The organism is Pseudomonas sp. TWRC1-2 (assembly GCF_049896685.1).
Taxonomy (GTDB): Bacteria; Pseudomonadota; Gammaproteobacteria; order Pseudomonadales; family Pseudomonadaceae; genus Aquipseudomonas.
In genome coordinates this window covers 475,388-487,665 of record NZ_JAFCUU010000005.1, presented here as the reverse complement: position 1 = coordinate 487,665, position 12,278 = coordinate 475,388, and the positions used below count along the sequence as shown (strand labels likewise).

The 12,278-nt window shown below is 61.4% G+C and carries 10 protein-coding genes; 2 read left to right on the top strand and 8 right to left on the bottom strand.

The window, feature by feature from the left end:
* Positions 1–11 precede the first annotated feature (11 nt).
* The 8 genes from ACP7B3_RS17540 to ACP7B3_RS17505 form a co-directional block, all read right to left on the bottom strand.
* Positions 12–1,364, bottom strand: coding sequence for an LLM class flavin-dependent oxidoreductase (locus ACP7B3_RS17540; protein ID WP_242201418.1), 1,353 nt, complete (start codon positions 1,362–1,364; stop codon positions 12–14).
* Positions 1,364–2,557, bottom strand: coding sequence for an SfnB family sulfur acquisition oxidoreductase (locus ACP7B3_RS17535; RefSeq protein ID WP_426179874.1), 1,194 nt, complete (start codon positions 2,555–2,557; stop codon positions 1,364–1,366). The genes ACP7B3_RS17540 and ACP7B3_RS17535 overlap by 1 nt, the downstream gene beginning before the upstream one ends.
* Before the next feature lie 24 nt (positions 2,558–2,581).
* Entirely contained in the window at positions 2,582–3,823 is a 1,242-nt protein-coding gene (locus ACP7B3_RS17530; RefSeq protein WP_242201416.1) for an SfnB family sulfur acquisition oxidoreductase, read from the bottom strand.
* 187 nt (positions 3,824–4,010) lie between these two features.
* Positions 4,011–4,796: a hypothetical protein gene (locus tag ACP7B3_RS17525; protein ID WP_426179871.1), complete on the bottom strand. Its 786-nt coding sequence runs from the start codon at positions 4,794–4,796 to the stop codon at positions 4,011–4,013.
* 381 nt (positions 4,797–5,177) lie between these two features.
* Entirely contained in the window at positions 5,178–5,924 is a 747-nt protein-coding gene (gene tcyN / locus ACP7B3_RS17520; RefSeq protein ID WP_242201414.1) for an L-cystine ABC transporter ATP-binding protein TcyN, read from the bottom strand.
* Between the two features lie 3 nt (positions 5,925–5,927).
* A complete protein-coding gene (tcyL, locus tag ACP7B3_RS17515) occupies positions 5,928–6,593 on the bottom strand; it encodes a cystine ABC transporter permease (RefSeq protein ID WP_106577395.1) in 666 nt (221 codons plus the stop codon).
* Positions 6,593–7,387: a cystine ABC transporter substrate-binding protein gene (tcyJ, locus tag ACP7B3_RS17510; protein WP_145159776.1), complete on the bottom strand. Its 795-nt coding sequence runs from the start codon at positions 7,385–7,387 to the stop codon at positions 6,593–6,595. Before tcyJ ends, tcyL begins: the two co-directional genes overlap by 1 nt.
* Positions 7,388–7,667: 280 nt before the next feature.
* Positions 7,668–8,663, bottom strand: a complete 996-nt coding sequence (locus ACP7B3_RS17505) for a D-cysteine desulfhydrase (RefSeq protein WP_426179868.1) — start codon at positions 8,661–8,663, stop codon at positions 7,668–7,670.
* Positions 8,664–8,829: 166 nt separating this feature from the next.
* Here ACP7B3_RS17505 and epsC point away from each other — a divergent pair, with 166 nt between their 5' ends.
* Together epsC and betT are read left to right on the top strand one after the other, a co-directional pair.
* Positions 8,830–9,756, top strand: coding sequence for a serine O-acetyltransferase EpsC (gene epsC / locus ACP7B3_RS17500; protein ID WP_242201411.1), 927 nt, complete (start codon positions 8,830–8,832; stop codon positions 9,754–9,756).
* A gap of 416 nt (positions 9,757–10,172) precedes the next feature.
* Positions 10,173–12,134 (top strand): choline transporter BetT, encoded by a 1,962-nt coding sequence (gene betT / locus ACP7B3_RS17495; protein WP_426179948.1) that lies wholly within the window; start codon positions 10,173–10,175, stop codon positions 12,132–12,134.
* The last annotated feature ends 144 nt before the right edge of the window (positions 12,135–12,278 follow it).

Genomic DNA, 12,278 nt, shown 5'->3' with positions numbered 1-12,278 from the left:
ACAGTTTTGGTTCAGTGTCGGTAGGTGGAACCGGTGTGTTGTTCGGGTAAGCGCGCGGAGCCATGGAAGACTTTTTCGCGCAAGGTGCCGGCTTCATAAGCCGTCTTGTACGACCCACGCTTCTGCAACTCCGGCACCACCAGATCAATGAAGTCCACGTAGCTTTCCGGCGTGACAATGCGCGTCAGGTTGAAGCCATCCAGCCCGGTTTCGCTGATCCACGATTCCAGCTCGTCAGCGACCTGTTCCGGCGAGCCGACCAAGGTGATGTAGCGCCCGCCGAGGGCGTGCTGCTCGAGCAATTTGCGCCGCGTCCAATCGTTGTTTTGCAGGTTCTTGGTGGCCGACTGAATCGCGTTGCTTTTCACGTACTGGATCGGTTCATCGATTTCGTATTGAGCAAAGTCGATTGCCGTAGAGGCCGAGAAGTGCGCCACACCGGCTTCCGGGCTGGCATAGCTCACGTACTCGGCGTGCTTGGCCCAGGCCAGTTCTTCGGTGGCGCCCACGATCACGTTGAGGCCCATGAACACCTTGATGTCCTCCGGGTTGCGCCCGGCTTCGACGGCACTGGCACGCACCTTGTCGACCTGTGCTTTGGTCGCGGCCTTGTTCTGCCCGCTGATGAATACGCACTCGGCATGGCGCCCGGCGAACAGCAAGCCGCGTTCCGAGCTGCCGGCCTGGAACAGCACCGGCGTGCGTTGCGGCGACGGCTCGCAAAGGTGATAACCCTCGACCTGATAGAACTCGCCGTGGTGCTCAACCTTGTGCACCTTGCCGGGCTGCGCATAGACCCGTTGCTGTGGATCGTTGATGACCGCGTCGTCTTCCCAGCTGCCTTCCCAGAGTTTGTACAGCACTTGCAGGTACTCATCGGCCTGGTCGTAGCGCCGGTCATGCTCGACCTGTTCGGTCAGGCCCATGGCCTTGGCGGCGCTGTCGAGGTAGCCGGTGACGATGTTCCAGCCGACCCGGCCACGGCTCAGGTGGTCGAGGGTGGACATGCGTCGGGCGAACAGATACGGCGGCTCGTAGGTGAGGTTGGCGGTGAGGCCGAAGCCGAGGTTTTGGGTGACGGCCGCCATGGCCGAAACCAGCAGCAACGGGTCGTTGACCGGCAGCTGGATCGACTCTTTGAGCGGCACGTCGATGCTGTTCTGGTAGACGTCGTACACGCCGACAATGTCGGCGATGAACAAACCGTCGAACAGCCCGCGCTCCAGGGTCTGCGCCAGGTCGGTCCAGTATTGGAGGGTCTTGTACTGCGTTGAGGTGTCCCGTGGGTGTGTCCACAGGCCGTGGTTGATGTGCCCGATGCAGTTCATGTTGAAGGCATTGAGCAGGATTTTTTTCTTGGCCATCAGATGGTCCCCCGCAGTGGCGGGTTTTCATCGTTGAGGTAGTAATTGCCCACCGCATGGTACTTCCAGCGCACCGGGTCGTGCAGGGTGTGCACGCGGGCGTTGCGCCAGTGGCGATCCAGGCCATGCTCGGCCAGGGTCGCCTGGCTGCCGGCCAGTTCGAACAAGGTGCTGCCGGCGGCCAGGGAAATTTCAGTGCTCAAGGCGCGCACTTCGGCGACGGCGATGGAGGCTGCTGCGACGGTTTCGGCAGTGCTGTCGGCCTGGGCGCGGTCGAGGAACTCACCGGAACGCTCCAGTAATGCCTCGGCGGCGTGCAGGCGGATGCTCAGGTGGCCGAAGCTTTTCAAGGTGAGCGGGTCTTCAGTGGCCTTGTCGTTGCCGGAGTCGATCCACGGCCGGGTCTTGGTGCGCACAAAATGCAGTGCATCCTCGAAGGCGGCGCGGGCGATGCCGGTGTCGATGGCAGCGTGAAGGATCTGCGCCAGTGGGCCGACTGTGGTCGGGCGCTCGAAAGCGCTCTGGAACGGGACCACGTCCTGTGCGGCAACCCACACGTTGTCGAACACCACGGAGCCGCTGCCGGTGGTGCGCTGGCCGAAGCCGCTCCAGTCGTCGATGACCGTCAGGCCTTCGCTGTCGCGGAGCACAAACGCCAGTTGCTGCACGCCGTGTTCATCCACCACCGAGGTGGGGATGCGTTGCGCGTAGATGGCCCCGGTGGCGTAGAACTTGCGGCCGGTGATACGAAAACCGTCGCCGTCGCGGGTGATTTGGGTCACCCGGTCGTGGGCGGTTTTGGTACCCAGCTCCGCCAAGGCGTTGCCGAAACGTTGGCCCGCGAGCACCTCGGCGTACAGGCGTTTTTGCTGCGCCGGGCTGCCATTCACGCGCAGCACTTCCAGGGCATAAAAATGGTTTTGCGGGATCTGGCCCAGCGACGCGTCCGCCTGGGCAATCAGCGCAATGACCTTGGCCAGGGTGACGTTGGACACACCCGCGCCGCCGTGTTCCTTCGGCACGCTGATGCCCCACAGGCCGGAGCGCGAAAACACGTCCAGTTCGGGCAGGGGCAGGCGGCGTTCGCGGTCGCGCTGGGCGCTGTCGCGACCCAAGTCTTCGGCCAGGTCGCTGGCGACAATAAGGGCTTGTTCGTCGCTGGTGATAACCGCGACGTTTGTAGAGAAAGTCATGATGTTCTCCAGATGTCTGGTCGGTCAGATCCAGGAATGACGAGCCGGCAACGTGCCGTTCAGGCGATAGGCGCCGATGGCGTGATACTTCCAGCGCACCGGGTCGTGCAGGGTGTGCACGCGGGCGTTGCGCCAATGACGGTCGAGGTTGAATTCGGCGAGGGTGGCGCGACTGCCGGCCAGTTCGAAGAGCTTTTCGCTGACCTGCAGCGAGACTTCGGTGGTCAGCACTTTCGCTTCGGCCACGGCAATCGACGCGCGCGCGGCGGATTGCGCGGTGATCGGCGCAGCGCTGACCTCGTCCAGTACCTTGCCGGCCTTGCGCAGCAGTGCCTCGGCGGCATGCAGTTCGATGTTCAGCTTGCCGATATCGGCGATCACATACAGGTCATCGCTGGCGCGTTCGACCTTGGCGTCGATCCATGGGCGCGAGCGTTCACGCACGAAGGCGATGGTGTCATCCAGAGCGCCGCGGGCGATGCCGGCGTCGATGGCCGCCTGGATCAATTGCGAGACGGCGCCCTGGATGTTCGGGCTTTCGCCGATGCGCCAGTTCTCTATCACCAGCTCGGCGTCCACCGGTACCCGGTCAAGCAGCACGGTGCCGCTGGCGGTGGTGCGTTGGCCGAAGCCCGACCAATCGTCAACGATGCGCAGCCCTTGCGTGCCACGGCGCACAAAGGCCATGACTTGTTTGCCGTCATCGTTCAACGCCTTCACCGCCACCCAATGGGCAAACAGCGCGCCGGTGGAGTAGAACTTCTGGCCGCTGACCACGTAGCCATCGCCTTGGGCGGTGAGCCGCGCTTTGAGTTCCAGGGTGTTTTTGGTGCCGCGTTCCGGGCCGCCATTACCGATGCGCCAGCCGTCGAGGACGCTCTGGAACAGCTGTTTTTTCTGGCGTTCGGTGGCAGCGCCCTGCAGCAGGTGCAGGATGCCGAAGTGGTTCTGCGGGATCTGCCCGAGGGCCGGGTCTGCCGCGCTGATGATCGCGAACACCTCGGCCAGGGTCACGAACGATACCTGTGGGCCGCCGTATTCACGGGGAATGGAAATACTGCCGAGCCCGCTGCGGGTGAACTGCTCAAGCTGCGCCCAGGGCAGCTTGCGCTGCTGGTCGCGCTTGGCCGCTTGCAGGCGCGCGGCCTGAGCCAGTTCGTGGGCTGCGCTCAACGCTTGCGCGTCGTCGCGCAGCACAGCCGCCGGCAACAGCAGTGGGGCTACGTCCAGATCACTCTGGGGGGGTGTTAGAGCCAAGTTAGACATCAGCGCCGCTCCTTGGCTGCACGTAATGCCCTGGCGTTATGCACCGGGGTAATTCTGACCATACCGACCTCGCATTCAATGAAATAAAAACAGAAAAATCAGAGATGTCCGGTGGTCCGGTGCATATACCCTAAGCGTGTTAAATTTTTAAATAAACTAACTTTTAGGAATATGCATAGAAGGTCTGTTACCCAGGTTCGCAGGGAGAACCGGGCTGACGTGGTTGATAGGTCGATGTGGCCCCGGCCGGGCGGGCCGGCGCCTGCGCCGAGCAGGCGGCGATGTTCAACGTGCGCGCGGGCGCCCAGCGCGAATTATTGCCGACGCGATCCAGAATGCAGTACGTCACGTCCAGCCGGCAGTCGTCGCCCGCTTCGACAATCACCGCAGAGGGCACCCACACCTGCACCGTCAGACCGACGTCTTTGGCCTGGATCGTCGGCAGGTCCAGACGCACGTCGCCCCAGCGCAGGGTGATGGCGTCGCCGGTGGCCATATGCGCGTACGGCTCGATGCTCAGCGGAATGCCGCGTCGCACCTGACTACCGTTGATGCCGTAGCGGCGGATCATGTCGGGCAGGCTGACGGGGGCAAGGTTCTGGTTTTCGTCGTTGAACAGGGGCGACGGCTGGCCGCCGGGTGGGCAGGTCTTGACCCGCACGTGCGTGACCGCCGAACGGGCCGGGCCGTGGCCGATTTGCATGACCTGATAGTGAATCTGCGCCGAGCCATCCTGCACGAAGCTTTGCGGGATGCGCAGGCGGGTGGGGGTGCCGATTCTGCACGCGCTCACGCGCCGGGAGTCGGCAAAGCAGTTATTCCAGAACAGCTCGATCAGGTCGCCTTCCTCCATGCCGGGGTAGGGGGCGATATCCACCTGCAGTTGGGCGGCGGCGAGGGCGTTGATACCGTATCGATTAGCCTGGGGCAACGTCGGGGCGGTAAGCATGGCCGAGGGTGCAGTGCGCGTCATAAGTCATCTCCTTGATGCAGCCAGCAGCAATCGTTCCGGCGCCCGTGGCGCGAGTGTGCGCCGGGTGCCGAAAGGAACGATTCAGTGAATAGCCGGGATAGGATCCAATCCTCTGGGCCCTAGATAAGAGGGTTGGCCGGCGGGCGTCAATGGCGGCAAAGGGCTAAACGGCGGGTTGGAGCAGATTCAGAAAGAGCTGACGAGGCGGGGGATTTTAAGGTGGGTGCGGCGGTGCGTTTTATTCGTTATCGCGAGGATTTTATGTAGGAACGCGCTTAGGTGGGCGCTGGCTTGCCTGCAATAGCATCGCTGCGGTGTGACTGACACACCGAGGTGCCTGCATCGCAGGCAAGCCAGCGCCCACCTAGGTTTTTCGGGGTGTCAGTGGGCCAGAAACTTGCTCAGGAACTGCTTGGTGCGTTCTTCCTTGGGGTTGGCAAACAGCGCCTTGGCTTCGCCCTGTTCGACGATCACGCCCTTGTCGAAGAAGATCACCCGGTTGGCCACATCCCGGGCGAAGCTCATTTCGTGGGTGACGATGACCATGGTGCGGTTTTCTTCGGCCAGGCTGCGGATGGTCGCCAGTACTTCACCAACCAGCTCCGGGTCGAGTGCCGAGGTGGGTTCGTCAAACAGAATCACCTCCGGCTCCATGGCCAACGCACGGGCGATTGCCACGCGCTGTTGCTGGCCACCGGACAAGCGCCGCGGGTAAGACCCTTCCTTGCCCGCCAGACCGACCCTGGCCAGCAGCGCGCGGCCCAGTTCGGTGGCTGCTTCGCGAGGCATCTTCTTGACCACCATCGGGCCTTCGATGACGTTTTCCAGCGCGGTGCGGTGCGGGAACAGGTTGAAGTTCTGGAACACAAAACCCACGTGCTGGCGCAAGCGCCGCACCAGGCCTTGCTGCTGGTTGAGCGGCTTGCTGCTGTCGATCTCGATGTCACCCACCTTGATGCGACCGCTGGTGGGTTCTTCGAGGAAGTTCAGGCAGCGCAGAAAGGTGGTCTTGCCGGAACCACTGGGGCCAATGATGGCGACAACTTCGCCTTCCTTGACCTCAAGGTCGATCCCGTTGAGTACCACCTGACCCTTGAATTGTTTGGTCAGTTTTTCAACCACGATCATGCTTCAAGACTCCAGGTCATGCCGGTTGACCCGGTCTTCCAGGCGGTTCTGAAAATGCGCCAGGATGCTTGCCAGTATCCAGTAGATCAGGGCAGCGGAGAGGTACATGGTGAAAATTTCGAAGGTGCGCGCAGACACCAATTGGGCCTGGCGGAACAGCTCGGGCACCTGGATGGTCGCGGCCAGCGCGGTGTCTTTTACCAGCGAAATAAAGCTGTTGCCCAATGGCGGCAAGGCCGTGCGCATGGCCTGCGGCAGGATGGCCCGGCGCAGGGTCTGCGCGCGGGTCATGCCGATACTGGCTGCGGCTTCCCATTGGCCGCGCTCGATGGAGCTGATGGCGGCGCGCAGGATTTCACAGGCATAAGCCGCCATGTTCAGCGAAAAGCCAATCATGGCGGCCGGGATCGGGTCCAGCTCGATGCCCACTTGCGGTAAGCCGTAGTAGATCAGGAACAGCTGCACCAGCAAGGGCGTGCCGCGAAAGAACGACACGTAGACGCGGGCGATCCAACTGACCAACTTGAAGCGCGACAAACGCATCAAGGCCAGGCCAAAGCCCAGCAGCAAGCCGAAAAACATCCCGCCGAGGCTAAGAATCACCGTGTAGTACGCGCCCTTGAGCAGAAAGGGCGCGGAGTCCAGAGCGAGTTGGAAACCTGCTTCCATTATTGAGTGACGTCAGCGTTGAAGTATTTCTCGGACAGCTTCTTCAAGGTGCCGTCGGCACGCAGTTTGTCGAGGGCCTTGTTCACGGCGTCGAGCAGTTCAGGCTCGCCTTTGCGCAGTGCAATGCCGGCTTCCTGACGGGAGAAAGCATCACCGGCGGCAGCAGTGTCCGGGGCTTTCTTGGCGTATTCCAGCGCGGCCAGACGGTCGATCAGGATGGCGTCAATGCGCCCGATCCGCAGGTCCTGGAACTTGGTAGGGTCATCGTTGTAGGTCTTGATGATGGCTTTGGGTTGGTTGTCCTTGAGCCATTGTTCGTAGTTGGTGCCCAGGCCTACGCCGACTTTCTTGCCGGCCAAGTCGTCGGCGGTTTTGATGGCGTCGACGTTTTTCTTCAGCACCAGCGCCTGGATACCGGAAACGGTGTAAGGCTTGGAGAAGTCGTACTTCTTCTTGCGCTCTTCGGAGATGGTCACTTGGTTGACCACGGCGTCCAGGCGCTTGGATTCCAGGGCCGCGAGGATGCCGTCCCACGGTGTGGCTTGCAGCTTGACCTTGACGCCCAGCTCTTTGGCCAGCGCTTCGGACAGCTCGACTTCGAAACCGCTGAGCTTGCCGCTTTCATCGACGAAGCTGAACGGCGGGTAGGTGCCTTCCAGGCCGATCTTGATCTCGCCGGCCTTCTTGATGGTGTCCAGCTGCTCACCAGCGATGGCTTGGCCCATCAGACCAGCCCCGAGTGCCAAGCCCAATGTGCCAACCAGCAACGTGCGACGGAATACAGAAATAGTCATGAACAGCCCCTGTGTTTTTTATGTTGAGCGAAGCAGGTGACGCAGTAGTCGTATCCTGCCTTAAAGCGCGAAGCGCGTCTTCGCCTTCGGCGCGACTATAAAGCCAGTTTCTAAGACTTGAAAATAATATAAATCTAATTTGTTATGCGTTTTTAGAATATGCAATCAATCCAATGTGGGAGCGGGCTTGCCCGCGATAGCGGTGTATCAGCCAACACTTTTGTAGCTGCCTGACCGCTATCGCAGGCAAGCCAGCTCCCACATTTTGATCCGTGTTTATTCAGCTAAACACGGAGTCATACGCAAACAACGCCGGCGCTCCGCCGGTGTGCAGGAAAATAATCGGCCCGTCCTCAAACCGCTGGCGACCGATGCCATCGAGCAAGCCGGCCATGGCCTTGCCCGTATACACCGGGTCCAGCAGAAGGCCTTCCTGGCTTGCCAGTAACTTGACCGCGGCCAGGGTGCCGGCGTTCGGTTCGCCGTAGCGCGGGCCGAAATATTCGTCCCACAGGATCACTTTGAATGCGTCGGGCACGCCCACGCCGAGCAACTCGGCGGTGCGTTCGGCCAGGCTCTGCACTTTCGGGAACTGAGCTTGCTCGGTGCGCGACACGGTAATGCCCACCACCGGCAAATTTGGCAGCACTTCGCTCAACGCCAGGGCGAGGCCACTGTGGGTGCCCGCACTGCCGGAGGCGAGTACCACGGCGGCGAACTCAATGCCGCTGGCTTCGATCTGCCCGGCTAGCTCCAGCCCGGCGCGCACGTAACCCAGCGCCCCAAGTGCATTCGAACCGCCGATAGGCACAAGGTACGGCTTCTTGCCGTTGCTGCGCAGGCGATCGGCGAGGGCATTGAGTTGGTCGTCAACGTTGTCGAGGTTTTCGACCAGTTCCACCTTGGCGTCAAACAGCTCCAGCAACAGGCGATTGCCGTTGCCCAGGTAGTTCGGGTCTTCGGTGCCGGTCGGGTTCTCCAGCAGTGCCACGCAACCCAGGCCCAACTTGGCGGCCAGCGCAGCAGTCTGGCGCACATGGTTGGACTGGATCGCGCCGGCGGTCACCAGGGTGTCGGCGCCTTGAGCGAGGGCATCGGCTGCCAGGTATTCGAGTTTGCGCAGCTTGTTGCCGCCCATGGCCAGTGGCGTGGTGTCATCGCGCTTGACGTAAATGTCCCTGCCCAGCCAGGTCGACAGCCGCTCGAGTTTTTCCAGGGCAGTGGCACCGCCCAGCAGGTCCAGGCGGTTAAAACGGTCTAGCTGTTGTTTGATCATGGCGACGCACAGTGGCTAAGTGATGGGGCGACTATAGGCAGGCACTTTTCAACCGGCAACCGCCAATCGCTTATGTCGGTTAGTTCTTAGCATCACACCATTGGTTCTTAAGGGCCGTCTGGGTGCATACCGTAAAGTGATGGGCAATTCGTCAGGAGTGAATACCGTGAGTGAGCGTTCCAGCCATTGGCAATTGCAGACCATCGTCAGCCAGCTGCGTAGCGCCCGGGACCAGTGGCGAACGCGCAATGGCCGCTTGAGTGGCGAGCACGGCGGCCGCGAATTGCCGTCGCGCGAGGCCGTGGCGCAGATTCTTGAGTCGCTGTGCGGCGCGTTGTTCCCGATGCGCCTGGGGCCGGTGGACTTGCGTGAGGAAAGTGAAGACTTTTACGTCGGCCACACCCTCGACGTCGCCTTGAATGCCCTGCTCGGCCAGGCGCGCCTGGAGCTGCGCTACGCCGCACGCCAGGGCGGCAAGGATGACGGCGAGGTCGATGCCCTGGCGATCCGTCTGATCCAGGATTTTGCCCTGGCCCTGCCGTCGCTGCGCAGCCTGCTGGACACCGACGTGCTGGCCGCCTACCACGGCGACCCCGCCGCGCGCAGTGTGGATGAAGTGCTGTTGTGCTATCCGGGGATTCTGGCGGTGATTCACCATCGCCTGGCGCACCATCTGTACCGCGCCGGGCTGCCGCTGCTGGCGCGGATCAGCGCGGAGATCGCGCACTCGGCCACGGGTATCGACATTCACCCTGGCGCGCAGATCGGCCCGAGTTTCTTTATCGATCATGGGACGGGTGTGGTGATTGGCGAAACCGCGATCATCGGCGAGCGGGTGCGCATTTATCAGGCAGTGACGTTGGGCGCCAAGCGCTTCCCGGCAGATGAGGACGGGCAGTTGCAGAAGGGCCATCCACGCCATCCGATTGTTGAAGATGATGTGGTGATCTACGCCGGGGCGACGATCCTGGGGCGAATCACCATCGGCAAGGGCTCGACGATTGGCGGCAACGTGTGGCTGACCCGCAGTGTGCCGGCGGGGGCGAATATCACGCAGGCGAATTTGCAGCATGAGGATGGGGCGCAGAAATAGTTTTTGAGCCACGCGCTGATCGAAGGTGGGAGCTGGCTTGCCTGCGATAGCGGTGTATCAGGCGACAGACGTGTTGCTGACCCACCGCCATCGCAGGCAAGCCAGCTCCCACATTGGATCGCATTGCAAATCCGAGAAGGTTTCTCCCCGAAATCGCTGAACGATTTACCTCGCGCACCCGTCATACCAATCCCTGAGCTAGTGTAGGAATGACCTACCACTCAGCCCTGCGATTAGTCCCAAACCGCTTATTCATGTTTAACTTGAATGTTCGTTCAAGTTAAACCGGTGGTTCGCTGCCCGCTCACAACAGGAGGCTTACCTTTGCTGAGTCCGTTATTTACAGCCACATCCCACACCCTAGGGGTGCATCGTTCATGAGTGCATCGTCCACCCCATCCAGCGGCATGGTGCGCATGAATGCGCCCGTTTTCTACTTTGCCGCCAGTTTCATCCTGCTATTTGGCATCACCGTCATCGCTATCCCGCAACAGGCCGGTGCCTGGCTGCTGGCTGCGCAAAACTGGGCGGCCAACACGGTCGGCTGGTACTACATGCTCGCGATGACGCTGTATCTGGTCTTCGTGGTGGTCACCGCGCTATCGGGCTACGGCAAGATAAAACTCGGTGCCGACCACGACGAGCCCGAATTCAGTTACCTGTCCTGGGCCGGCATGCTGTTCGCCGCCGGGATCAGCATCACGCTGTTCTTCTTCTGCGTGTCCGAGCCGCTGACGCACTTGGTGCAGCCGCCTCAAGGCGCGCCGATGAACGCCGATGCCGCGCGCCAGGCCATGCAGATCCTGTTTCTGCACTGGGGCCTGCACGGCTGGGGCGTGTTCGCGTTTGTTGGCATGGCCCTGGCGTATTTCGCCTACCGGCATAACCTGCCGCTGGCGCTGCGCTCGGCGCTGTACCCGCTGATCGGCAAACGCATCAACGGCCCCATCGGCTACGCAGTGGATGGCTTCGGCATCATCGCCACCGTGTTTGGACTGGGCGCCGACATGGGCTTTGGCGTGTTGCACCTCAATTCCGGGCTGGATTACCTGTTCGGCATTGCCCACACCCAATGGATACAGGTCGGCCTGATCACGCTGATGATGGGCGCCGCGATCCTCGTCGCCGTTTCCGGTGTCGACAAGGGCGTGCGGGTGATGTCCGACATCAACATGCTGCTGGCCTGCGCACTGCTGCTGTTTGTGTTGTTCGCCGGGCCCACCCAGCACTTGCTCAACACCCTGATCCAGAACGTCGGCGACTACCTCGGCGCCTTGCCGACCAAGAGTTTCGATGTGTACGCCTACGACAAACCCAGCGACTGGCTAGGCGGTTGGACGGTGTTCTACTGGGCCTGGTGGATTGCATGGTCGCCGTTCGTGGGCCTGTTCATCGCACGTATTTCCCGCGGGCGCACCATCCGTGAGTTCGTGTTCGGCGTGCTGCTGATCCCGCTGGGCTTTACCCTGGCGTGGATGTCGATCTTCGGCAACAGCGCCATCGACCAAGTGCTCAACCACGGCTTGACCGCCCTCGGCCAGTCGGCCATCGATGACCCGTCGATGAGCCTTTACTTGCTGCTGGAAACCTACCCGTGGAGCAAGACGGTCATCGCGGTCACGGTGTTCATCAGCTTCGTGTTCTTCGTCACCTCGGCCGACTCCGGCACCGTGGTGCTGTCGACCTTGTCGTCCAAAGGCGGTAACGCCGATGAAGACGGGCCGAAATGGCTGCGTGTGTTCTGGGGCGCGATGACTGCATTGGTCACCAGTGCCTTGCTGTTTGCCGGCAGCATCGATTCGCTCAAATCGGCGGTGGTGCTGACCTCGTTGCCGTTCTCGCTGATCCTGCTGCTGATGATGTGGGGGCTGCACAAGGCGTTCCACCTCGAATCGCAAAAGCAGATTGCCCAGTTGCATTCGCTGGCGCCGGTATCGGGCTCACGCAAGGGCACCGGCGGTTGGCGCCAGCGCTTGAGCCAGGCGGTGCATTTTCCGTCGCGCGATGAGGTGTACCGGTTCCTTGAAACCACCGTGCGCCCGGCGATCGAAGAAGTGACGGCGGTGTTTGTCGAAAAAGGCCTCAGCGTCGTCACCCAGCCCGACCCGTCCAACGACAGCGTCAGCCTGGAAATCGGCCACGGCGAAGAGCATCCGTTCGTGTATCAAGTGCAGATGCGTGGCTATTTCACGCCGTCGTTTGCGCGCGGCGGCATGGGCTCCAAGCAGCTCAACAACCGCCGTTACTACCGGGCGGAAGTGCACTTGAGCGAGGGCAGTCAGGACTACGATCTGGTGGGCTACACCAAGGAGCAGATCATCAACGACATCCTCGACCAGTACGAGCGGCACCTGCAGTTCCTGCACTTGGTGCGCTAGTTCCCTCTCACCAAAAAAAGCCCGCAAAGCCCCGTTCTACGGGGCTTTCTTAAATTTAATTTCATTCGTTGAAGCCGCGCTTTGACGCGCAACTGTCATCTGGCCACTGCGTAATTGTGTGAAGCGTTTGACGCTTTCATTTCA

Coding starts and splice junctions, on each gene's coding strand:
- ACP7B3_RS17540 (WP_242201418.1), bottom strand. CDS start 1,364: ATGGCCAAGAAAAAAATCCTGCTCAATGCCTTCAACATGAACTGCATC.
- ACP7B3_RS17535 (WP_426179874.1), bottom strand. CDS start 2,557: ATGACTTTCTCTACAAACGTCGCGGTTATCACCAGCGACGAACAAGCC.
- ACP7B3_RS17530 (WP_242201416.1), bottom strand. CDS start 3,823: ATGTCTAACTTGGCTCTAACACCCCCCCAGAGTGATCTGGACGTAGCC.
- ACP7B3_RS17525 (WP_426179871.1), bottom strand. CDS start 4,796: ATGACGCGCACTGCACCCTCGGCCATGCTTACCGCCCCGACGTTGCCC.
- tcyN (WP_242201414.1), bottom strand. CDS start 5,924: ATGATCGTGGTTGAAAAACTGACCAAACAATTCAAGGGTCAGGTGGTA.
- tcyL (WP_106577395.1), bottom strand. CDS start 6,593: ATGGAAGCAGGTTTCCAACTCGCTCTGGACTCCGCGCCCTTTCTGCTC.
- tcyJ (WP_145159776.1), bottom strand. CDS start 7,387: ATGACTATTTCTGTATTCCGTCGCACGTTGCTGGTTGGCACATTGGGC.
- ACP7B3_RS17505 (WP_426179868.1), bottom strand. CDS start 8,663: ATGATCAAACAACAGCTAGACCGTTTTAACCGCCTGGACCTGCTGGGC.
- betT (WP_426179948.1), top strand. CDS start 10,173: ATGAATGCGCCCGTTTTCTACTTTGCCGCCAGTTTCATCCTGCTATTT.